At 53.8% G+C, this 23,864-nt stretch carries 18 protein-coding genes; 12 read left to right on the top strand and 6 right to left on the bottom strand.

Annotation, left to right across the window (positions count from 1 at the left end):
- The first annotated feature begins 239 nt into the window (after positions 1-239).
- Positions 240-1,097 carry a hypothetical protein gene (locus tag KDM89_RS22540; protein WP_230427899.1) on the top strand — a complete coding sequence of 286 codons (858 nt, stop codon included), beginning with the start codon at positions 240-242 and terminating at the stop codon, positions 1,095-1,097.
- Here KDM89_RS22540 and KDM89_RS15365 read toward each other — a convergent pair.
- Positions 1,094-1,423, bottom strand: a complete 330-nt coding sequence (locus KDM89_RS15365; protein ID WP_212688797.1) for a hypothetical protein — start codon at positions 1,421-1,423, stop codon at positions 1,094-1,096. The two genes, KDM89_RS22540 and KDM89_RS15365, sit on opposite strands and share 4 nt — an antisense overlap.
- Before the next feature lie 177 nt (positions 1,424-1,600).
- On the opposite strand from KDM89_RS15365, the gene KDM89_RS15360 reads away from it, so the two are divergent.
- Together KDM89_RS15360 and KDM89_RS15355 are read left to right on the top strand one after the other, a co-directional pair.
- Positions 1,601-3,049, top strand: coding sequence for an aminotransferase-like domain-containing protein (locus KDM89_RS15360; RefSeq protein ID WP_212688796.1), 1,449 nt, complete (start codon positions 1,601-1,603; stop codon positions 3,047-3,049).
- Positions 3,050-3,394: 345 nt separating this feature from the next.
- Entirely contained in the window at positions 3,395-4,033 is a 639-nt protein-coding gene (locus KDM89_RS15355; protein ID WP_212688795.1) for a hypothetical protein, read from the top strand.
- A 299-nt stretch (positions 4,034-4,332) separates the two neighbouring features.
- Here the strand turns inward: KDM89_RS15355 and KDM89_RS15350 are convergent, their stop codons facing one another.
- Positions 4,333-7,023, bottom strand: coding sequence for a TonB-dependent receptor plug domain-containing protein (locus KDM89_RS15350; protein WP_212688794.1), 2,691 nt, complete (start codon positions 7,021-7,023; stop codon positions 4,333-4,335).
- Positions 7,024-7,549: 526 nt separating this feature from the next.
- Between KDM89_RS15350 and KDM89_RS15345 the strand changes: the two genes are divergently transcribed.
- Positions 7,550-8,848 carry a dicarboxylate/amino acid:cation symporter gene (locus KDM89_RS15345; RefSeq protein WP_212688793.1) on the top strand — a complete coding sequence of 433 codons (1,299 nt, stop codon included), beginning with the start codon at positions 7,550-7,552 and terminating at the stop codon, positions 8,846-8,848.
- An 87-nt stretch (positions 8,849-8,935) separates the two neighbouring features.
- Here the strand turns inward: KDM89_RS15345 and KDM89_RS15340 are convergent, their stop codons facing one another.
- Positions 8,936-10,183 carry a TCR/Tet family MFS transporter gene (locus KDM89_RS15340; RefSeq protein WP_212688792.1) on the bottom strand — a complete coding sequence of 416 codons (1,248 nt, stop codon included), beginning with the start codon at positions 10,181-10,183 and terminating at the stop codon, positions 8,936-8,938.
- A gap of 159 nt (positions 10,184-10,342) precedes the next feature.
- On the opposite strand from KDM89_RS15340, the gene paeA reads away from it, so the two are divergent.
- From paeA to KDM89_RS15325, 3 genes are all read left to right on the top strand, one after another.
- Positions 10,343-11,650 (top strand): polyamine export protein PaeA, encoded by a 1,308-nt coding sequence (gene paeA, locus KDM89_RS15335; RefSeq protein WP_329604679.1) that lies wholly within the window; start codon positions 10,343-10,345, stop codon positions 11,648-11,650.
- A 58-nt stretch (positions 11,651-11,708) separates the two neighbouring features.
- On the top strand, positions 11,709-12,983 hold the full coding sequence (locus KDM89_RS15330; RefSeq protein ID WP_212688790.1) for an Hsp70 family protein: 1,275 nt from the start codon (positions 11,709-11,711) through the stop codon (positions 12,981-12,983).
- Positions 12,984-13,085: 102 nt separating this feature from the next.
- Positions 13,086-15,311 (top strand): bifunctional diguanylate cyclase/phosphodiesterase, encoded by a 2,226-nt coding sequence (locus tag KDM89_RS15325; protein WP_212688789.1) that lies wholly within the window; start codon positions 13,086-13,088, stop codon positions 15,309-15,311.
- Between the two features lie 25 nt (positions 15,312-15,336).
- Here the strand turns inward: KDM89_RS15325 and KDM89_RS15320 are convergent, their stop codons facing one another.
- Positions 15,337-15,861, bottom strand: coding sequence for a Spy/CpxP family protein refolding chaperone (locus KDM89_RS15320; protein ID WP_212688788.1), 525 nt, complete (start codon positions 15,859-15,861; stop codon positions 15,337-15,339).
- A 284-nt stretch (positions 15,862-16,145) separates the two neighbouring features.
- Here KDM89_RS15320 and KDM89_RS15315 point away from each other — a divergent pair, with 284 nt between their 5' ends.
- The 3 genes from KDM89_RS15315 to KDM89_RS15305 all read left to right on the top strand — a co-directional run bounded on the left by KDM89_RS15315 (position 16,146) and on the right by KDM89_RS15305 (position 18,838).
- Positions 16,146-16,865, top strand: a complete 720-nt coding sequence (locus tag KDM89_RS15315; RefSeq protein WP_212688787.1) for a response regulator — start codon at positions 16,146-16,148, stop codon at positions 16,863-16,865.
- A complete protein-coding gene (locus KDM89_RS15310) occupies positions 16,862-18,202 on the top strand; it encodes an ATP-binding protein (protein WP_329604678.1) in 1,341 nt (446 codons plus the stop codon). The genes KDM89_RS15315 and KDM89_RS15310 overlap by 4 nt, the downstream gene beginning before the upstream one ends.
- Before the next feature lie 171 nt (positions 18,203-18,373).
- Positions 18,374-18,838, top strand: coding sequence for a DUF2721 domain-containing protein (locus KDM89_RS15305; protein ID WP_230427898.1), 465 nt, complete (start codon positions 18,374-18,376; stop codon positions 18,836-18,838).
- Positions 18,839-19,066: 228 nt separating this feature from the next.
- On the opposite strand, the gene KDM89_RS15300 is transcribed toward KDM89_RS15305, so the two are convergent.
- On the bottom strand, positions 19,067-20,449 hold the full coding sequence (locus KDM89_RS15300; protein WP_212688786.1) for a hypothetical protein: 1,383 nt from the start codon (positions 20,447-20,449) through the stop codon (positions 19,067-19,069).
- Positions 20,450-20,867: 418 nt separating this feature from the next.
- On the opposite strand from KDM89_RS15300, the gene KDM89_RS22875 reads away from it, so the two are divergent.
- A complete protein-coding gene (locus KDM89_RS22875) occupies positions 20,868-22,409 on the top strand; it encodes a methyl-accepting chemotaxis protein (RefSeq protein WP_329604677.1) in 1,542 nt (513 codons plus the stop codon).
- 225 nt (positions 22,410-22,634) lie between these two features.
- On the top strand, positions 22,635-23,603 hold the full coding sequence (locus KDM89_RS15290; protein WP_212688785.1) for an MBL fold metallo-hydrolase: 969 nt from the start codon (positions 22,635-22,637) through the stop codon (positions 23,601-23,603).
- Positions 23,604-23,617: 14 nt separating this feature from the next.
- Here KDM89_RS15290 and KDM89_RS15285 read toward each other — a convergent pair whose 3' ends face one another.
- Entirely contained in the window at positions 23,618-23,833 is a 216-nt protein-coding gene (locus KDM89_RS15285; protein ID WP_212688784.1) for a SlyX family protein, read from the bottom strand.
- Positions 23,834-23,864: the final 31 nt, after the last annotated feature.

Below are 23,864 nucleotides of genomic sequence, written 5' to 3'. Positions count from 1 at the left end.
ATCGTTTAAAAACAATGACTTATCATATTTCAAAGGTAAACATTTGTTACACATTTAACGGCAACTTGCGACAAGAAGTAGCATCTTACGATACCAAAACGGCAACTTACCGCCCTGCACTTTTTTTTCCGCAGAATCCACGCTTTGTTACAGAGGCAGGCAGCGGATGCAGTATCCTTGACGTCTTTGCATTTGCCTGTGGCTTTGCGTGATCTGATGAGTCTTTTTGAAACCCGTACATGAAGTTCAGTATTGAAAAAAACGAACAGGAAGTCACACTTCCGGGTGAAATCCATCTGCATATCCGTTTTCGCCCGGCCAGTCTGAGCGGCATTTTGCTGGTCGTGCTGATGCATGCAGTACTGCTGTACTTTTTGCTGAATCAGCATCTGGAACAGATCAAGAAAAAAGGCGACGACGCCGGTTCGCGCGCGGTGACGCTGCTGCTGGATAAGCAAACCATGGCGAAACTGAGCCAGCCTGAAAAGCAGAAAGCCGCGCCACGTCCGAAAGCACCGAAACCGGCGCCACGCACCCCGTCTGTCACTAAACCATCACCGGTGCCTGCCGTGACTGAGCAGCCTTCCGTTGTACAGGCTCCCCCGCCACCGCCGGCAGAACCGGCACCGGCCACCGATATGCTGGCGATGCTGAACGCCGCACGCGAAAAACGTAAAGCCGCCGAAGACAGTGCCGCAAAAGAAAATCAGGCCGCCAGCCAGGGTTCACGCCCGATGTCAGCACAGGAAATTGCGGAAGCAAATATCCGCCGCAGCATGCGTCAGGCTGCCGGTGATGATGGCACCAGCGGCGTGTTTCAGGTGCTGGACAAATCCACCCGCGTAGGCCGCTTTGCCTTCAATGGCTGGAAAGCGAATTCCAACCGTAAGATTCAGCAAGTGATTGAAGTCGATGCCGGTCTGGGCGGCAATGTGGAACTGGCGATGGTACGCCGTATGATTGATCTGATCCGTGAACACTATCAGGGCGACTTCCGCTGGGAATCGCGCCGTATGGGGAAAGTCATCACTCTGTCGGCGCGTAAGGAAGACAGCGCGCAACTGGAAGCCTTCCTGATCAAAGAGTTCTTCGGTTAAATCCGGTGCTGCTTTAAGCGCCAGCGCAGGCGGAATTGCTGCAAGCGTCCTCTGAGCCAGACCAGCGGTGACCAGCGCAGCCAGAACGCGCACGGATAACGCATCGTCAGCTGGCAACGCTGTGCGCCGTCAGGCTCCAGCATCATCCAGCCGGAACGGAATACCAGATGCGGCTGATCCGGCCGTATGCAGGCAAAATAAGCCATTCCGTCCGTTTCCGCGCTCAGATTACGCAGACGGCAAACGCCCTGCCCTGCGCGGATCAGACAACCTTTTTCCAGATAGCCATACCAGCACTGGCGTGGCCCCAGCTGCAATTGCTCCATGTGGTTTCTCCCGGTGAGCCTGTATGCAGCACATGATAGAAGCCTCCAACCCACCACAACAGACACAGAGTCTTACGCTCTGTATCGCAGCACATCCGGGATTTTGCATCTGTTATTGCTTTTTTTTGTGATAACTGTATCTTGGTGAGTCTGACCCGGCAGGAGCAAGATACACGCATGAACACGCCTTTATACCGCCAGTTAGCGGAACATTATCTGAGTGCGATACAGTCCGGCACCCTGCGTCCCGGCGAACGCATGCCATCGGTGCGCAGACTGATGCAGCAGCATGAAGTCAGCCTGTCGACCGCCCTGCAACTGTGCCGCTGGCTGGAAGCCCAGGGCTGGCTGGAAGCGCGACCGCGTTCCGGCTATTTCATCCGCACCCCGCGCCGTTTAACGGTGCTGGCACCGGCGGCAGAACCGGCAACGGTGCGCCAGATTGATCCGGCCCAGTATGTCGGTATCCATGAAAAAGTCTCGGCCATCATCGCCAAAGGGCAGCGCAAAGTCAGCGTCAATCTGGCGCGTGCGACCGGTGCGCCGGAACTGTATCCGCATCAGCAATTGCGTCAGTTAGCCACCAGCCTGCTGCGCCAGCATCCTACGCTGCTGACTAAGGCGATTTCGCCGGGCGGCAATCCGGAATTACGCGCGGCGCTGGCCAAACGTGCGCTGGATGTCGGCATCAGCACCGCCGCCAGTGAAGTGGTGATTACCCACGGCTGTATCGAAGCGCTGAATCTGGCGCTGCGCGCCGTCGCACATCCGGGCGATGTGATTGCGGTGGAATCGCCGACCTTTTACGGCTTGCTGCAAGTGCTGGAAAGTCTGGGGTTGAAAGCACTGGAAATTCCGACCAGCCCGCATACCGGCATTTCGATTGAAGCGCTGGAACTGGCGATGCAAACCTATCCGAATATCAAAGCGGTGGTGGTGGTGCCGCATTTGCAGAATCCGCTGGGCAGCATCATGCCGGACAGCCATAAGCAACGCTTACTGCATCTGTGCGAGCAGCATCAGATTCCGCTGATTGAAGATGACTCATACAGCGCGCTGACCAATGGCGACAAAATTCCGACCGCGATCAAGCACTGGGATAAAACCGGCAATGTGATTTACTGTGCCTCGCTGCACAAAATCATCGCGCCCGGTCTGCGTATCGGCTGGATGCTGGCAGGGCGCTGGCAGGCGCGGGTCAGCATGTTCAAATACGCGCAAACCCGTTACAACGAAGAGTTATCGCAGCGCATGATGGCGAGCTTCTTACAATCGACCCATTACGAACGCCATATGCGTCGCCTGCGTCAGCATTTGCAGCAGCAGCGCGACAAAATGGCGGAAGCGGTGGCCGCGTATTTTCCGCCGGAAACCCGCCTCAGCATGCCGGACGGCGGTGTATCGCTGTGGGTGGAAATGCCGCCGGAATGCTCATCACAAGCGGTGTTTGATGCAGCGCTGGAGCGCGATATCCTGATCTCGCCCGGCCTGCTGTATTCGAATTCCAACCGCTTCGATCACTTCCTGCGCATCAATTGCGGCGCACCGTATTCCGACAAACTGGACGATGCGATGCGCACGCTGGGCCACATCATCGCCAACCAGCAAAAACGCCGCGCCGCCTGAGCCACGGCGACCAAACTACGGCAACTGAACCACAGCGGCGAAGGCGTCGCTGTGGATAAGGCTGACATTATCCACTGTGCAGACATCGTCATCCGGCTATTCCGCAGAGCCGGACTTTCTGCCGACGACAGCCGGATCGCTATGCTGAACACCGCATTTGAGCCCGAAAACGGCTTTCAGCGGCCCGCCCGTCGCCCGCGCTGACACCCGTACTCAGCCCGGATGCATCCGCTCTGTATCAGCCGTAACGTCTCATTACAATTTCGACATCTTATTCAGCTGACATATTCGCATTCCGTTCTATCATGACTGGTTGTAATGACAACCTGATTCCGCGAGCTGATCATGATCACCACCCTGCAAAATGCCCTGGCTAAACGTCCGCTGTTACGCGTGATTCTGATTGCCATCGCCGCATACTGGCTGCTGAACTGGCTGCCTTTGCCGCAGTCCGTGCTGAACTTTTTGTCTTACCCGTTTTTCTTCGGCTTTGTGTATTTCGTGTATCGCGCCCTGACCACGCGCCAGCGGGAGCGCCGGCAAATGTTGTCGGAAATCAGCCAGTTTTCACAAGTCAGCGACGAAACCTGCGTCGATGTCTGCGACGGCAGCGCGATTGCACTGAACTACGCCCAAAAAACCATTTACCTGATCGACGGCCAGCGCCGCACCACAGCCACGCCGGACGATATCCTGCACTGGGAAATGCATTATCCCGCCAACGAACTGATGAAGGCACTGAGCGGGCAGGGCGACGCCGCCGCACTGGCAAAAAAAGCCGCCATCGGCCTCGCCACCGGCACCACCGTATTCGGCCTGCTGCGCAAAATGGTATTCAGCCGTCCGGAAAACGGCCATGTGAAATTCTGGCTCAAACATACCCAGAACAGTGTGATCAGCGTACCGGTCTCCAACCCGCACATCGTTGATCAGTTACAGCATTTCTCCATGACACACGGTGTGAAAGCACCGCAACTGCACTGACTGAGCAAGACATGACCAGCAGGCTGCTTATCAGCCTCTGAAAGCCGTTTTCAGCCTCAAATGCGGTGTTCTGCACAGCGATCCGGCGGTCGTCGGCAGAAAGTCCGGGGCTCCGGAAATGGCGGATGCGGATCTCTGCACAATGCACGGCCAGTTCCGTGAAAGAAATACGCGAAAAAACAAAAGGGATGCCGTGACAGCATCCCTTTTTTGTTTTCCGGTGAGTCTGCGCAGACGCTGGTAGCCAGCACTGCGCAGTGTGTCACCGCATCAAATCATCCCGATTTTTTCAGACGGGATTATTTGAATGCATAACGCATGTTCGCGTAGATGTAACGGCCAACCAGATCGCTCTTCGATTGTACCGGTGCATCGATGCTGGCTGCGTTTGCGTATACAACACCTTTGTCGAACAGGTTGTTAACACCTACGTTAACACTCCAGCCTGCACGCAGACGGGTACTGAAGTTCAGATCCCATACGGTGTAGGAAGGAATACGTTTGTTGGTAACAGCAGGATCCTGGCTGTGTGTAGGATCATCGATGTTTTTGGTGCTGGCATAAGTACGCGCTGTCAGACCGGCTTCATATTGTTTGTATTCATACGAAGTACGGAAAGAGTTGCTCCATTTCGGATGATACACACCGTCCAGACGGGAAGTCGGGTCCTGACCCGGAGCGATGCTTTGCTTGTAGCTCAGGAAGTGGCTGTGTGTTTCACGGAATTTCACTTTACCGAATTCGGCCAGTTTCAGCGTGTAGTTCGCATCCAGATCCAGACCCTGAATCTGTGTCTTACCAACGTTCATGTACGGCAAAGTCACGTTGTTGATACGACCTTTATTCAGACCTGGGTATTTCGCTTCCAGCGCTGCATTGCGCGGATCACGGCCAATCAGCGCGGCGAAACCGGCGATTTTGTCTTCGTTATCCAGCAGGTACTGTGCATCCAGTGCCTGAATGGTGTCACGCTGATAAATCGCGTACCAGTCCAGCGCCACGGACAAATCTTTGACCGGTTGCAGAACGATACCGGCAGAGAAGTTGTTCGCTTTTTCTGCTTTCAGATCCGGATTACCTTTCAGGTAAGCTTTCGGGCTGTAAGAGCAGTTAGGACCAACATAACCGAGCGGACCGCAGCGCGCCCAGTCAGCCACCGTGGTGTACGCGGTGGTGGTGGAATTGATTTCCGGCAGCGTTGGTGCTTTGAACGAAGTTGTCGCCGCTGCACGCAGCATGACGGTGTTGGTCGGACGCCATGCAATCGCCAGTTTAGGATTCACGGAGTTACCGAAATCGTTGTAGTGATCGCCGCGCAGTGCCGCTTGTACTTCGATATCTTTTGCAACCGGAATATTGAATTCACCGTAAGCAGAAACAACACTGCGGCTGGCTTTGGACGATACCGCACCGTAGTTAGCGATATTGCCTGCTGCCATCACCGGATCAGGTACGTCGTTGATGGTTTCGCGGCTGAATTGTGCGCCCCATGCAAAACCGACCGGTGCGCCAGCCAGGTTAAACAGTTCAGGGTTAGACATTTTCCATTCCAGCATGCCCAGACGCGAAGTCGCGCTGCGCACGGTGGTGGTCAGCATCGGGTTCACAACACTGGCAGGATTCCAGTATACAAACGGATCGTAACCACCGGCCTGACCAAGCAAGCCAGCCTGCAGGGAAGCACTGGACACATCTTTCAGTACTTGTTTGCTGGTGGTGTCGGTCACATGGTTCTGATTCAGGCTGATCGCTGCTTCGCTGTCCCATTTACCGATCGTGCCGCGCCAGCCACCGACGAAACGTACGGTGTCGCTGGCCAGCACTTGTTCAGAACGGCCTGCTTCGTAGATGTCGCGGAAAACCTGCAGACGGTCACCCATGGTGAAGCCTGCCAGACTGCCGTCTGCGCTTGGGCCAGGCAAACCGGCCAGACCAGGATTGGTCGAACCTGCGGTGTTGCCGATGAAGGCGCTGTTAAAGCGCGGGAAACCTTGCTGTACCGTGGTTTTGCTGGTGGTCACACCGGCTTCGGCAAACAGTTCGTTACCGTTGCTCAGTTGTTTGGTGTAAATCGCAGAAACGCCCAGACGTTCGATATGCGGAGAAATCTGGTTCACAGGGCTGGTGAAGCAAACCTGATCGCCGGTACCGGCGCTGGTGCCCACGGTGCCACGGCAACCCGGAATGGCATAACCCGGTTCGCCATTGTCGAAGTCGCGCACGCTGCCCAGATACAGGCTGGTGCTGCGGCCATCAGAACCACCGTACTGACGGTGATCCGGATTCGCGTAATAGGAGTGTTTGTTGTTCCACAGCGGAGTGCGTTTGAATGCATCCAGTGTCAGCAACAGGTTCTGGCCATCTTTGTCGATGTCACCGAAACCGGCTGTCAGGCTGACGTTGTAAGAACCGCCGTCGCCTTTTTCATTCTGACCGACGTTGGCACTGATTTCTGTGCCCTGATAGTTTTTACGGGTTTTGAAGTTGATGACACCCGCCACCGCGTCAGAACCGTAAATCGCGGACGCGCCGTCACGCAGAATTTCTACCGATTCAATCGCTGCCAGCGGCAGGCTGTTCAGATCAACGAAGGTGTTTTCTGCATTGTCAGAAAAACCGTAGTTCGCCAGACGGCGGCCGTTCAGCAAAACCAGAACGTATTTTGCGTCCAGACCGCGCAATTGCGCAGAGGCTGCACCACCGGCGAAAGTGGAAGTCGATGTGCCATCCAGCGCAATCGACATCGAAGGAATTTTGCTGAGCAGTTCAGCCACGGTGCCTGCACCGGTTTTTTCAATGGCGTCACGTTTGATGACTTCTACCGGAGTAGGACCTTCCACGTCGATACGGGAAATGTTGGAACCGGTAATGACGACACGTTGTGCTTTTTCTGCTTCCTGCGCGTGGGCAGTCAGCAGGGTTGCGCCAGCCAGCAGGCCGCAAGCGATGCGGACTGCACGGGCACAGGATTTCTCCTGAATTGTTTTCATTCTTGCTTATCCTCAGTGTTTGCTGTGTGGCCTGCTGAACAACACTGTTGTACGGATGCCCCGCACCGTGCCGCCCGCCTGCCTGTTTTCCCCTCGTTCAGCGGCAAACCGGACAGAACAAAAATCGTTCTTTGATATACAGATTGATCACTAAATTTCAGGGGAAATGGATTATATGCGATGCAGAATGAATATTTCTAAAAAGAAACTGATATACAAAAAACTTCTGAAGATAAAAGCAGATCAAGGATAAATCGTTTAAATCCAAGCATGAATCGAACAAATCACATGTAAACCGATAGGTGCATAAATTTTGTTCAATGCAACATACTATTTCGCGCTTTTCCGGCTTTCTGTGCGTATACCGGCGTATTTCCATCACCATTTTTTTGCTTTTTTGCCCTACGTGTTTTCCACAGCTGTGGAAAACACCAATGGTTCTGATGCAAACATTTTTCAATAATCTCCTGTGGATAATTCCCTTTTTTCCACTATTCTGAATAAAACCAACATCCGGAGACGCCTTATGTCAGCGCAGCCCATTTATAAATCCCTGTATTTTCAGGTGATTGTCGCCATCCTCATCGGGGTGGGCCTCGGTCACTACTACCCGGAATCCGGCGCTGCAATGAAGCCGCTCGGCGATGGCTTCATCAAACTGATTAAGATGATGATCGCTCCGATTATTTTCTGTACCGTGGTCACCGGTATTGCAGGTATGGAAGATATGAAAAAAGTCGGTAAAACCGGCGGGATGGCGCTGCTGTATTTTGAAATCGTCAGTACGCTGGCACTGATCGTTGGCCTGTTTATGGTGAATGTGATTCAGCCTGGCGCCGGTATGCATATCGACGTGACCACGCTGGACACCAAAGAAGTCAACAACTATGCCGCACCGGGCAAAATGCAAACCACCACCGATTTTCTGCTGAGTGTGATTCCAAGCCAGTTTGTCGATGCGTTTGCCAAAGGTGAAATTCTGCAAGTGCTGCTGATCGCGCTGTTATTCGGTTTCGCGTTGCACCGCTTAGGTGGCCGTGATAATCCGGTGTATCTGATGATTGATAAGTTCTCCCATGTGCTGTTCACCATGGTTGGCTACATCATGAAAGTGGCGCCACTCGGCGCATTCGGCGCAATGGCATTCACCATCGGTAAATACGGTGTGAAATCGCTGTCGTCGCTGGCATTCCTGATGGGTACATTCTACGCAACCTGCCTGATCTTTATCTTCGTGGTACTGGGTACGATTGCCCGTCTGCACGGCTTCAGCGTGACCAAGTTTATCCGGTACATCAAAGAAGAATTGCTGATCGTGCTCGGTACTTCCTCTTCTGAATCTGCACTGCCGGGCATCATGGCGAAACTGGAGCGTCTGGGTGTGAAGAAATCGGTAGTTGGTCTGGTGATTCCTACCGGCTACTCATTCAATCTGGACGGCACATCGATTTATCTGACCATGGCAGCGGTGTTTATTGCGCAGGCAACTGACACACCGATGAGTATCAGTCAGCAGCTGACTTTGCTGGCCGTCCTGTTACTCACTTCCAAAGGTGCGGCAGGCATTACCGGCAGTGGCTTCATCGTGCTGGCAGCCACCTTATCTGCGGTCAAAGGCGTACCGGTAGCCGGTCTCGCGCTGATTCTGGGTATCGACCGCTTTATGTCTGAAGCACGCGCACTGACCAATCTGATCGGTAACGGTGTGGCAACCATCGTGGTTGGTAAGTGGGGCAAGGATGTGGATCATGATGTGTTCGACCGGGAGATTAATGGCCGCGTCGCCCACAGCGATGACTACAACGAAGGCACAGACGGTCGCTGATTAACAGTTTCCCCCTGGTTACCTCACTCCCGGCAATGCGGCAGTGAGGTTTTTTTTCGTCTGCAGCCCGGGCAAACCAGACTAAATTCAGACAGGATTCAAACGGCGCAGGGTATGACGTGCGAGCAGTAAGGCTGCAATCTGCATCGCGGAAGCCAGAAAAAACGGCGCACCCAGCCAGATACTGCCTGCCGGAAAATGACTGACCTGCGCCAGCAAAGAAGTGCCGGCCAGCGTTGCAGCCACACTCATCAGGCTGGCCAGTGAACTCAGCGAGCCCATCGCCACGCCTTGCGAACGGGCATCCACCGCACGCGAAAAGTAAGCCTGCAAAGCCGGGCCGGTACCGAAGGCCAGCAGATTACAAATGATCAGCACATACATCATCCAGCCTTGCGGTGCGACCGCATAACACAGCAGCGTCAGTGCGGACGACGCCAGTCCGATGGTGACCGCACCGGCATCACCAACCCGCTTGATATACGGCCCCAGCAGCAAGCCTTGCATGACGACACTGGAAACGCCGACCAGAAACAACGAGAAACCATTCTGCAACGGCGTCCAGCCAAAGCGCAGCGTGGTCGATAATACCCAGCTGGTCTGGATAATAAATTGCGCAAACATCGTCAGCGCATACACCCACACCAGTTGTCCAACACCGCGCAAATGCGCCAGTCCGGTGAGGCCGGTGAACGGATTGGCTGCGCCGAGACGCAAAGGCTTGCGGTGTTCCGTTGCCAGCGATTCCGGCAGCGAGAAATAACCGTAAATAAAATTCCCCAGCGATACGGCTGCTGCCAGATAAAACGGATAATGCAGATCCACTTCACCCAGCACGCCGCCGAGTACCGGTCCGCAGATAAAGCCAAGACCAAACATCGCACCGATTTTGCCGAGCGCCTGACTGCGCTGCGCGGGTGGCGACACGTCGGCGATATAGGCATTCGCCACCGACAAATTACCTGCAGTAATACCGCCGACTGCGCGTATCACCAATAACCAGATCACACTGGGAGCAAACGGCATCGCCAGAAAATTCAGCCCCAGTCCGGCAACACAAGTCAGTAATACCGGGCGGCGGCCGTAACGGTCACTCAGCGCACCGATCAGCGGGGCAAAGAAGAATTGCATCACGCCGTAAATCGCAATCACCCAGCCATACCAGTGCGCCTGATCAGAGGCATTCAGCCCGAACGCGCCGACCAGCGACGGCAGCACCGGAATGATCAGTCCGACACCGAGAATGTCCAGAAATACCGTCAGTAAAACAAAGCGCACAGAGCGCGGTAGAGGTGGCGGGCTTTGCCCGTCAGTCGCTGCTTGATTGGCTTGCATAGATTTTCAGCGTCAGCAAAAAACTGACAGTATGCGCCAGTCTGCCTTCCGCTGCACATCCGGCGCTGCGCTCTTGCTTGCCATTCTGTGGTCACAAGAGTACGTTATGATGCAGACAAGCGTATGCGTACCTGCGCATATGAGAAAGGAGTTTGTCCCGTGGCGTTTATCGATCATTTACTGATCATCGGCCTGCTGGTCGCGATCAGTGCATTTTTTTCCATGTCTGAAATTTCGCTGGCAGCAGCGCGCAAAATGAAGCTGCAAATGCTGGAGGCGGAAGGCGATTCGCGTGCTGCGCGGGTGCTGGCTTTACAGCAGGCACCCGGTCATTTTTTCACGGTCGTGCAAATCGGTCTGAACGGCGTCGCCATACTCGGCGGTATTCTCGGTGAACAGGCGCTGACGCCTTACATCGAACAAAGTCTGAACTGGCTGGCCGGCAATCAGAGCTGGATACCGACGCTGAGTTTTGTCAGCTCGTTCCTGACCGTCACCTCGGTTTTTATTTTATTCGCCGATCTGATTCCGAAACGGCTAGCAATGATTGCACCGGAAAAAGTCGCATTGCTGGTGGTCAGCCCTATGTTGCTGTGCCTGCGCGCGTTTAAACCGCTGGTCTGGTTATTCAACAGCGTGGCCGATTTATTTTTCCGCCTGTTCCAGTTACCGCAAACCCGCGATGAACAAATCACCTCAGATGAAATCGTGGCGATGGTGGATGCCGGTGCCGAAGCCGGCGTGCTGATGGAACATGAGCAGCATGTGATCGGCAATGTGTTTGAGCTGGACAGCCGCACCGTACCGTCTGCGATGACCGTGCGCGACAGCATCATTTACCTGAGTCTGCAGGATAGTGAAGATGAAGTACGGCAAAAGGTCGCAGAACATCCGCATACCAAATTTCTGGTGTGTGACGGACAGATTGATCAGGTTGTCGGTTATGTGGAGTCCAAAGAAATTCTGCGCCGTGTACTGACCGGCCAGTCCTTTACCCGTCTGAATGAATTATCGGTACGCAACGTGCTGGCGGTTCCGGATACGCTGACTTTGTCCGATGTGCTTGAGCAATTCAAAGCCGGACGTGAAGATTTTGCCGTGGTCATGAATGAATACGCGCTGGTCGTGGGTGTGATTACCATCAGCGATGTGCTGAATACACTGATGGGCAATCTGGTGCATCCGTTCTCGGAAGATCAGATCGTACAGCGCGATCAGCAAAGCTGGCTGATTGACGGTGCGACGTCCACCGAAGATGTCTGCCGTGCTCTGGGCCTGGATCACTTGCCGGAGCAGGGCAGCTATGAGACGATAGCCGGTTTTATGATGACCATGCTAAAGCGGATACCCAAGCGTACCGACTTTGTCATGGTCGGCGACTACAAATTTGAAGTCGTGGATATTGATCATTTCCGGATTGATCAGTTACTGGTGGTGCGGCAAAGCCCGCCGGCATCCGGTCAGTAAGCGGAAAACGCGCCGTCAGCGCCTGCTGGCGGCGTTTTTGTTTTGAAGAAGGAAAAACATGGTGCATGCCTGTGGTGTGGATTTCGGTACCTCTAACTCAACCGTCGGCGTGATGCGCGGCACGGCAGCGCATTTGCTGCCGCTGGAGCAGGATAAGCAAACCCTGCCATCTGCCGTTTTTTTTAATGCGGATGAAGATCAGGTCAGCTATGGCCGTGCGGCGCTGGCCGGTTATCTGAGCGGTGATGAAGGACGCTTAATGCGTTCGATGAAAAGCCTGCTCGGTACGCCTTTAATTGAAGGTCAGACGGAAGTGCAGGGCAGGGCTTTGCCTTTCCGTGCGCTGCTCAGTCAGTTTATTCATGAATTACGTCAGCGTGCAGAACGCGCCAGCGGCCAGTCGCTGACGCATGCGGTGTTTGGTCGTCCTGTGCATTTTATTGATGATGACAGCAAAGCTGATCAGCTGGCACAGGATACGCTGGCAGACATCGCACGCGCAGCCGGTTTTCAGGAAGTCTTATTTCAGTTTGAGCCGATTGCTGCTGCGCTGGATTACGAAGCCGGTATCAGCAAAGAAGAACTGGTGCTGGTGGCGGATATCGGCGGTGGTACTTCGGACTTTTCACTGATCCGTTTATCACCGGAAGCGGCAAAGCGTGAAGACCGCTCGCAGGATATTCTGGCGAATGCCGGTGTCCATCTGGGCGGTACGGATTTTGATAAAACCTTAAGTCTGGCGCACCTGATGCCGATGCTCGGTTACGGCGGACAACTGGCCAACGGCAATTCGATTCCGTCCGCTTATTATTTTAATCTGGCGACCTGGCATACGATTAATCTGGCCTACACCCAGAAAGTCTGGCGCGAACTGCAGGATGTGGCGCGTGATCTGGCCGCTGGCCCCGATAAACAAGCGTTTGCGCGTTTACTGCAACTGGTGGAATACCGCGATGGTCACTGGCTGGCGATTCAGGCGGAACACAGCAAAATTGCTTTGTCTGAACAGGAAAGTCTGGCATTAGCACTGGACCGTCTGAAGTTGCCGCAGGAAACCAGTGCACCGGCACTGAACCTGAACCGCGAAGGTTTTGATCTGAGCACGCTGACATTGTGCAACCAGATCGCTGCCGCAGTCGACACGGTGATTCAGCAAGCCGGCGTGCGTGCTGAACAAGTCGACACGGTGTACTTCACCGGCGGCGCCAGCGGAGTACACGGTTTGCGTCGTCATATTCATGCACTGGTGCCGCAGGCGCGTGCGGTGGAAGGTGATTTGTTCGGCAGTATCGGCGCGGGTCTGGCACGTCAGGCACAACAACATTTCGGATAAACAACAACGGTGCCCGCGCACCGTGTTTTCCGGAATGACAGCCTCTGACCTTCGGTTATACTGGGAGCAAGATTCCTGGTGCAGTTCATTACCGGAGGTAAGATGGCTGAGCAAGAAGATGACACGCTGTTTATTGACGACGATGACGATAATCAGCCGGATGCGGCGCAACATTCCGGCTTGCCGCCGTGGAAAATCGCAATTGTGGATGACGATGAAGATGTCCACCGATCGACCCGCTTCGCGCTGCAACAAACCACCATCCTGAACCGGCCGCTGGAATTTATTCACACTTACTCCAAAGCCGAAACCCGCCAGTTATTCCCGTCGCTGAACGATGTCGCCGTGATTCTGCTGGATGTGGTGATGGAAACTGAACATGCGGGCCTGGAACTGGTCAGCTTTATCCGTGATGAATTACGCTGGACCGATACCCGCATCATCTTACGCACCGGGCAACCCGGTTATGCGCCCGAAGAAGATGCGATCCGCGACTTCGATATCAATGATTACAAAACCAAGAGTGAGCTGACACGCAAAAAGCTGCTGACCTCATTAACGGCAGCGATACGCTCTTACGATCAGATCCGCACTATTGATGCCAGCCGCCGTGGCCTGCATCAGATCATCGAATCCAGTGCATCATTCACGTTCGACCACGGCATTCAAGCCTTCGCAGCCGGAGTGATCACCCAGATTTCTGCACTGTGCGGTGTACCACCGGAAGGCTTGCTGTGCGCGCAGGGAGAAAGCGCTGATGGCGCACAGGAGCAGCAATTCAATGTGATTGCATCCGCAGGACAATACCGCGACCTGATGCATAAAAGCATTACCGATATCAGCAACCCCGTGATTCGCGAAGCCTTGCTGCATGTGCTGACCAGACGGGAGCCGCTGTATCAGGAAAAAAACATGACCCTGTATTTTGCAGGGCGCGGTAACCGTCCGCTGGCAGCCTATATTGATCTGCCGTTTGCGCTGTCCGAAATTAACCGTAATCTGCTGGAAGTCTTCTGTTCCAACCTCGGTGTCTGTCTCGATAATCTGAATCTGGTCAGTCAGCTGAAAAACCATGCTTACCGTGATCAGTTACTGAGCTTGCCAAACCGGCTGCGCTTTATTGAACAGATTGATACCGTACTCAGCGAAGGTTTGCCGGATCTGGTCGTTGCCCTGCTGGATATTGATGATTTCGCTGAAATGAATGATGTACTCGGTCATCATTATGGCGATTTGCTGCTGCAATCCATTGCACGCAGATTAGGTAATGAACTGGGTGAACAAGTCTTTCTGGCGCGCATTTCCGGCGACGTATTCGGTTTACTGGGGCCTGCGGATTTGCTGCAACCGGAAAATCTGCGTCACTTATTTACCCAGCCGTTTCCGATCGAAGAAACCCAGCATACCGTCACCTGCTCCATCGGCATGGTCAGCCTTTACGAAGGCAGTACCGGTGGTGCCGATGTGTTGAAAGATGCGAGTATTGCGCTGAAGCGCAGCAAATCCACGCAGCGCGGCAGCTACACCGTATTCACACGGCAAATGGGAACCGAAATCCGTGAACGTGCCACGCTGATGCAGCACTTACACAAAGCCTTCGATGCGGAACGGCTGTTCCTGATGTACCAGCCGCAAATCGACCTGAATACAGGCCAGTTCACCGGACTGGAAGCGCTGATACGCTGGCGCAGCGATAACGGCACAATGATACCGCCGGTTGAATTTATTCCCTTAGCCGAGTATTCCGGGCTGATTGTCAGTCTCGGTGCATGGGTTATGCGCACAGCCTGCTTTTTCATGGCGCAACTGAAAAAACAGCAGCGCGCACCAAAAAGAATGGGAGTCAATGTTTCCGCAGTACAGTTCAGACAGGATGATTTTGTGGCGACTGTGCGTAAAGCTTTGCGGGACAGCGGACTGGAACCAGCCTGCCTGGAACTCGAAATCACAGAATCCGTCACGATGACAGGCAGTGCATTGTTTGAACAGCGTCTGGCTGAACTCAAACAACTCGGCGTCAGCATTGCCATTGATGATTTCGGTACCGGCTTTTCTTCACTCAGTTATCTGGACAAATTACCGGCCGACCGGCTGAAAATTGACCGCGCCTTTGTCACGCAAATCGACAGCGCTGCCGGACCGCGTATCGCAGAACTGATCATACAACTGGGGAAAAAGCTGAATCTGGCGGTCATTGCCGAGGGCATAGAAAGTCAGAAGCACTGGGATTATCTGCGCGCGGCAGGTTGTCAGGAAGGGCAGGGCTACTTTATCGGAATGCCGATGCTAGAAACCGATCTGATGCAATGGATAGCTTCCCGCGGCTGAAACCACGGGAAGCCATGGTCAGACATTACGGACGATCCGGCGCAGGGGGGTCGCGACGCATCATCTGTTTTGCCATACGGTCCTGCATTTCTTTTTTGATGCGCTTGTGCTGTTCATCAAAAATTTTCTGCTGCTCAGGATTCAGTGCTGCATACAGATTTTTCATTGCCGTCAGACGGGTTTGCATCTGCGCCTGATGTTCACGCATACCGTCGAGATTTTTTTCCATACGCTCGACCGCATTCAGCTTATCCATTTCATGCGGATCACGCGGTTTCGGTGGCATTTTTGGTTCCATACTCTGGATAAATGTTTTCCAGACACCTTCCTGCGCAGCGGTGATTTTCAGCTGATCATGTAATTCAGCCTGACGCTTTGCCATACGCTCACGCGCTTTTTCGTGCCATTTTTCCATATCCATTTGACCCGCAGGATGATGCGGATGACCCGGTTCAGCCGGCGGTGGTGGCGGTGGCGTTTGTGCCCATGCTGCGCTGCTGCAGACTGCGGCCAGCAGGCCGCTGATAATCCATTGCTGGTGACGTTTCATAATCCTCACTCCTCAATACACGCCGGCACAAACCGGGCTGTCAGAAACTGTATCCTTCTGCGCGGCGTTTTCCGGTATCAGGCCATGTTCGCTGCGACAGGATGAAGTTTGCCTTTTTTATCGCGCCGGAACATATCATTTATGCAGGACATTGTATCCCTAAGTAACAGGCAGACTGTGCTTGCGGAATGCCATGTTTCACAGTTTTCCTGACAACGCGTTATCATAACAAAGCGATACAAACCGCCCCACTTAACCGCCTGCTGCCAACGCATAATAATTGCATGGATACTTCTACACACATTCTGATCGTTGATGACGATCGCGATATTCGCTCCCTGCTCGGAGAATATCTGGACGGAAATGGTTTTAAAGCGACCACCGCAGCCGATGGCAAAGCCATGTGGGCTGCGCTGCAGCAACAGAATTTTGCACTGATCGTACTGGATCTGAATTTACCGGGTGAAGACGGTCTGAGTCTGTGCCGTACCTTGCGCGGAAAATCCGCGACACCGGTGATTATGCTGACCGCACGTTCCGAACCGCTGGACCGCATTCTCGGTCTGGAAATGGGTGCGGATGATTATGTGCCGAAGCCGTTTGAACCGCGTGAATTGCTGGCCCGCATCCGCAGCGTGTTGCGTCGTACGCAAGCCACCAAGAGCCCGGAAACCGGACAAGCGCGTAAATTCCGCTTTGGTGACTGGGTGCTCGATACCACTGCCCGCCATCTGGTCAGCCCGGACAACACCATCGTGTCGCTGTCCGGCGCGGAATACAAAATGCTGACGATTTTCCTTGAGCATCCGAACCAGATTCTGAACCGCGATCAGTTGCTGAACATGACACATGGCCGCGACGCTGATCCGTTTGATCGTTCGATTGATATTCAGATCAGCCGTCTGCGGCAAAAGCTGGGAGAAGATGCACGTTCTCCGCAAATTATTAAGACTGTACGTAACGGTGGCTATGTGCTGTCCGTCATCGTCAGCACGGACGAGTGAGTATTCCGGTTCTTTCCTCAATGTGGGGCAGGGTATTTTCCCTGCTTCTGCTCGGCGTTGTGCTGAGCGCCGGACTGACCGGCTGGCTGGCGTTCGGTGAACGTGAAAAAACCCTGACCCAGTTCCGTGAAAATCATGCGATAGACCGCATTGAACAACTAGTTCGCGCGCTCGATGTTTTGCCTGCCGATAACCGCGCTCAGTTTCTGGCGACTGCACCCAAGCTCGGGCTGGAAGTAACGCCGCTGCCACTGGTCGCCGGTAATAGCAACGCCCATTCAGATTATGCCCGCGCAGTCAGCCAGCGCCTCGGCAAACGCTTCCGCGTGGTCTCTCTGAGTGACAATGACCATATGCTGTGTCCGCCTTCAGCAGAAGGCAAAAACTGCGAAGTGCTCGGCATCAGCCTGCACGATGGCACGAACTTACGCATGACTGTTTTACCACCGCGCTCGCCGTTGCCACCGTTCCGTCAGGACTTCATGCAAATCCTGATGCTGCTGCTGGTGTGTATCGGCGTGCTGGCTTATCTGATTGCGAAAATGACGATGCGTCCGCTGCAGCATCTGGCGCAATCGGCTGCGGAACTCGGGCTGGATATCAACCGTCCGCCGGTCAAAGAACAGGGCAGTATCGAAATTCGTCAGGCCACTCATGCACTGAATGCGATGCAGGCGCGTATCCGTCAGCACATCAGTCAGCGCACCAATATGCTGGCGGCGATTACGCATGATTTGCAAACACCGGTCACGCGCCTGCGTCTGCGGCTGGAAAAAGTGCAGGACACGGAATTACGTGAAAAGCTGATCGGCGATTTATCGGCCATGCAAATGATGATACGCGAAGGGCTGGATCTGGCGCGCAGTATGGATTCATCAGAACCCGTGGTGCAGGTCGATCTGGAATCTTTACTGCACAGTATTTGCGAAGATGCGCACGATGCCGGACAAACTGTACGGTTTGAAGGTCAGTCCGGCTTGCAGGTTATGGGCAGACCGCAAGCCTTGCGCCGCTGCCTGACCAATCTGGTGGATAACGCAGTGAAATACGGCCAGTCTGCATTTGTGCGCCTGAAAGCCGGTGAGCAGGCGGAAGCGCATCTGGTACATATTTATGTCCGTGATCAGGGCCCCGGCATTCCCACCGAATACCTGCAACAAGTGCTGGAACCTTTCTTCCGGCTGGAATCTTCACGTTCGCGCGATTCCGGCGGCACCGGTCTGGGGCTGACGATTGCACAAAACATCACCCAGCAGCATGGTGGTCAGTTGCGTCTGAAAAATCTGGAAGGCGGCGGACTCGAAGTCCGGCTGACCCTGCCACGCCACACAGTCTGATCTCTTTTCCTGCTGCAAAATCTGCGGTTTCTGCTGCCTTTTTAAGGTCTGCCGCACAGACATGTGCTTGAATGCCAACTTGCTTTACGTTATGGTGAATACCGTTCGCCGTTTTGCCTGACAGGCAACGGCATTGTTGAAAGCAAGTAAAAGTACAAAAAAGGAATTCGCATGATCAACCTGCAGCTTGGTGATGTCAGTCACATTATTCAATTGTCGATTGCACCGGTATTTCTGCTCACCGGCGTCGGTACCAAGTTATCGGTGTTAACCAGCCGTCTGGCACGCATTATTGACCGTGCGCGGGCGGTGGAATCTTTGCTGGATGAAGACAACCCGAGTGATCGCGACAACCTCGAAGCGGAACTGGATGAGCTGTATCAGCGCTCCTACCTGATTAACCGCGCGATTACCTTAAGCACCAGTTGCGGGTTGTTTGTCTGTCTGGTCATTGCACTGCTGTTCATGGGTGATGCCACCGGCCTGGGGCTGGATAAATGGATTGCGTCGCTGTTCGTCTGCGGTGTGTTATCGCTGATCGGCAGCTTTATTTACTTCATGCGGGAAATCTTCGTCGCGACCCGCACCCTGCACCGCCAGCATGCCCGTGACCGCATACGCCGCCTGTCACGCTGAGCAGCCAGGCCGGATCAGCGTCAGCGTCTGTGCAAAAATCGTCATCTGACATTTTCTGAGGCCCGGACTTTCTGCCGACGACCGCCGGATCGCTATGCTGAACACCGCATTTCGGGCAATTTCAGGCGGTTTCAGGCAATGTCAGACCTTCTCCGGCTTCCGAAAACAAAAACACCGGCTCTGCAAACGCAGGCCGGTGTTTTTTACTGGTGTATCAGTGATGCAGACTCAGGGCTGAATCTGAACGATCAGATCGGCGCTGGCATCACCCGGATTCGAGACTGTCACCGGCTGATACGACGCCGAGGCGCGGAACATCATGGTGGTGGTGGCGCTGACTGCCGGTGCAATAAAACCGGCTTTGGAGGAATTCGCTCCCACCAGCGTCGCCAGCGGTGAACCGGAAATCTGCGTCCATGCGTAATACACCGGCACTGTATTCGATGCGCTGGCATTCACCTGCATTTGCACCGCATCACCGGAACGCACCTGGATAATCTGCTGCACCGGCGTCAGCGTAATCTGCGGCAGGGCGCTGACATAAAACAAGACATCCAGCTGCTTGACCACATCTTTCGATGTGCCGTCCGGTGCGATTGGCGACGTAGAAACATTCAGCGTGAACACATAGGTCGACGTGGTCGTCACCACACTCGGGAACAGCACACTGGCAACGGCGCTGCCTGCATTATTCACACTCAGCGGCGTGCTGCCGCTCGGGCCGGATTTGTACTGCCACAGGTAATACAGCGTGCCGGTGGTCAGATTACCATTGGCGTCATACATCGCCGATTTGCTGCCATCCAGCGTGCCTACCGTGCCTGGCTGCACTGTGCCACCGCTGTAAGAGATCGGCACCACAGTGGGTTTCACCACCGGATTAATCGTAATCGTCTGCGTCGCAGTACCGGTGCGCTGCTTATCATCGGTGACACGGCATTGCAGTTTCACCGCCGTCGCCTGCGTGACCACCGGTGCCACAAAACTGGCACTGGCGGCGCCCGCATTCGCCAGTGTCAGCGTCAGGCCAGCGGCATCGCTGACCACCCACTGATACGCATACGACGTGCCGGAACTGGCCGGTGTGCCGCCACTGCCGGCACAGGTCAGACTGACTTTATCGCCGGAAGTCACGGTGGCATCCGCACCGGTTTTGGCAACCGGATTATTCGTCGTTGATGCTGATTGCAGCACTTTCAGCGTGGTTGCGCCGGTGTTGCTGTTACCGGCGCTGTCATACGCAAAAAAGCTGATTTTGTAGGTGTAATCGGCAGTCAGTGTTGCCGGTGGCGACACCTGCAATGCACACGTCGTACCGGAACTGTCGGTGGTCACGGTTTTGCAATCCGCGTTGGTCACACCGGTTAAAGGATTCGCGCCCAGCGTCTGCGTCTCAATCTGCCAGAACATTTTGGTGATGGTGCCAGCGCTGCTCGATGCTTTCGCGGTAAACGTCAGTGCATCACTGGTAGATACCGTTTGCGGCACCGGAACATTGAGGCTGACAGGCGATGTCGTTGCGCTTGTCGTACTTCCGCCACCACCACCGCCACAGGCGCTCAGTAAACCCAGCACAGCCACACCGGCTGCAACACGAAATAATGTTGACACAGCACCTCCTGACGAATTCATCACAAGAATTACGGCTGTTAACGCATCAGCTTTAACAGCGTATCAAATAAAAAAATATAGGCCCTATTGTAAGCGAGCAATTGCAGAATACCCTTGTTAAAGTACTATTTTTGCCAGAGGTTTTTTCATTCGCTTAGAGCCGGAAGAAAAAGCAATCGTTAAAAATGTGTGAACATTTATTGCAAGCTCATAAGTTGTTCGGCAACAACTAGGCACACCTGCCAAATTGACATAGTATGAGGATACCACCCGCTTCGCGCATAACGAGCGCACGCATACACTGCCAGCTGCAGCGGGTATCCTGAAGCCCTGCATCTGCAAGCAGGACAGATACCGTGTCTGCTGACCTGTATGTTCAGTGCACTCGCCCAGATTCAGCTTTGATGAGGAATTGAGTATGAATTTACGTCAGTTACGCATTGGCTCACGCCTTGTTGCCGGATTTGCGGTTGTTCTTGCCAGCATGTTCATCATGATTCTGGTCAGCAATACGCTGAGTACCCGTAACCGTCAGCAAATGATGACGGGCCTGAATCTCTCCAAAACCAAAACCGCACTGGCAGCCAGCATGAAAACCAGCCTGCTCGAAGGCGGCCTTGCGATCCGTAATATCGGCTTGCAATCAGATATCGGTGAAATCGAAAAGCAAAAAAATCTGGTGAAAACCTATCAGGGCCGTTTCAATGAAGCCCGTGAAAAACTGGAACAACTGGATATCAGCGATGAAGAAAAAGCACTGATCGCGCAAGTGGTTACACTGTCCCAGCAAACCGATGCACCACTGAAAGAAGCATTCAAAATGCTATCCTCATTCAATGGTGAAGAAGCCGTCAAACTGATCGCAACACAAATTGATCCTTTGCAGCAAAAAGCACTGGTGGAACTGAACAAGCTGGTGGATATGCAGGATCACGCTACGGCCGCAGCGGCAGAGCAGGCTGAAAGCAGCGACCGCAAACTCAGTATCACCATTATTGTTTTGTCGCTCATCGTTATCGGTGCAGGCGCTGCCTTTTCATTATTCGTCACACGCAGTATCACCCGGCCTTTGCGCGACGCGGTCGGCATTGCAAAGCAAGTGGCTGCAGGTGAACTGGCGCACCTGAAAGAAAGTGATGGCCGCGACGAAATCAGCGAGTTGCTGAATGCGCTGAAAGAAATGAATGACAACCTGTACCGCATAGTCCGCGAAGTACGTACCGGTACTGATGCCATTGCCACCGCGTCCAGCGAAATTTCACTCGGCAATGCAGACTTGTCTTCACGCACCGAACATCAGGCTGGTGCACTGGAAGAAACCGCCAGTTCAATGGAGCAAATCACCGCTACTGTGCGTCAGAATGCGGACAATGCACGTCAGGCAAACACGCTGGTCACTTCGGCATCACAGTTTGCAGTGAAGGGCGGTGAAGAAGTCGGCAAAGTTGTGGCAACGATGAATGAAATCAAAGAGAGCTCGCGCAAAATTGTGGACATCATCAGCGTGATTGACGGTATCGCGTTTCAGACCAATATTCTCGCGCTGAATGCTGCCGTTGAAGCTGCACGCGCCGGTGAGCAGGGACGCGGCTTTGCGGTGGTAGCTTCTGAGGTCCGTAGTCTGGCACAGCGCAGTGCCTCAGCTGCAAAAGAAATTAAGATTTTAATTCATACATCTGTGGATAAGGTGGATACCGGTAGCGCACTGGTGAACGGCGCAGGACAAACGATGGAAGAAATCGTCAAATCTGTCCGCCATGTCGCTGACATCATGTCGGAAATCACTGCCGCAGGACAGGAGCAAAGTGCGGGCATTGAAGAAGTGAACCGCGCGATTACACAAATGGATGAAATGACACAGCAAAATGCAGCACTGGTTGAGCAGGCTGCGGCTGCGGCAGAAAGTCTGGAAGAGCAGGCTGCCGGTCTGGCACGGGTTGTCTCTGCATTCAAACTGTAACGACAGGCACCACAATATCTTTTATCTGTTTTACACACTTCGTATTCTTCCGGGGGAGGCACTGTTTCAGTAGCTTCCCTTTTTTATGTGCCTGTACAACATAAGGGAGATCTGCGTATCCGGTGGAAACTTCTTCAGACGTCAAACGTTTTTCAGCCATCTGCAGTTTTTTCTGAACCGGCGCATAATTTGCCGTTCAGTTTTTTCTGAGAAAAGGAAATGTTCATGCGAACCACACTCTCCCTGCGTTCCGTTTTATTTGCCACGCTGACTGCGCTGGCCATTCCTGCGACCCAGAGTTTTGCCGCCGCGCCGCAAGTCAAAACCAGTGCTCCCGGTTTTTACCGCGTCATGCTGGGTCAGTTTGAAGTCACTGCGCTGTCTGATGGTACGGTGGAGTTACCGGTCGATAAATTACTGACCAATACCACTGCGGAAAAAGTCAGCAAAGCACTGCACAAAGCCCACCAGCACAGCCCGCTGGAAACCAGCGTCAATGCTTATCTGATTAATACCGGTAACAAACTGGTGCTGATCGATACCGGCGCGGGCAACCTGTTCGGCCCGACACTGGGAAAAATGCTGAGCAATCTGAAAGCTGCTGGCTACAGCCCGGAACAAGTCGATGAAATTTATATCACCCACATGCATCCTGACCACGTTGGCGGTCTGACCAGTGGCGACAACATGGTATTCCCGAATGCAGTTGTACGGGCAGATCAGCATGATGCGGACTTCTGGCTCAGTACAGCCAACATGGAAAAAGCACCGGCTGATGCCAAAGGTTTTTTCCAGGGAGCAATGGCATCGCTGAACCCGTATGTGAAGGCGGGTAAATTCAAAGCCTTTGAAGGCGATACGGAATTGCAACCGGGTATCCGTGCGATTGCCAGCCACGGCCATACTGCCGGTCATACGATTTATCAGATCAGCAGCCAGAATCAGCAACTGGTGCTTTGGGGTGATCTGATGCATGTGGCGGCAGTACAGTTCGCAGAACCTTCCGTCACCATTCAGTTCGACAGCGACAATAAAGCAGCTGCGGCTGAACGCAAAAAAGCCTATGCCAGTGCGGCAAGTACCGGCGCCATGATCGGTGCAGCGCACTTATCTTTCCCCGGCCTCGGCTATGTGCGCGGGGATAAAAAAGCTTACGCATTTACACCGGTTAATTATTCACCGGTTAAGCCATAAGCTACCCGCTCTGATCAGTAATGCGGCGGGCGTTCATCAATGATCGCCGGCCGCAACGCTGCCTGATCAGCCACCTCACGCAGACGCTGCGCAAGGCGTGTGCACAGTAATTCCAGCTCATCAATCTGCTGCTGTTGCCTGAACACGGTCGTGTTCAGCGTATCAATCAAATCTTCCTGAAAAGTCAGGCGACTCTCCAGATCAATCAGGCGTTCTTCAGTCGTTTTCATCTTCAATCTCCTGCAATAGCGGCGCAGTATG

It is taken from the genome of Cognatundibacterium luofuense (assembly GCF_018139685.1).
Taxonomy (GTDB): Bacteria; Pseudomonadota; Gammaproteobacteria; order Burkholderiales; family Burkholderiaceae_D; genus Undibacterium; species Undibacterium luofuense.
Note: the sequence above shows the minus strand (reverse complement) of the source record. Positions and strands in the feature narration are given on the sequence as shown.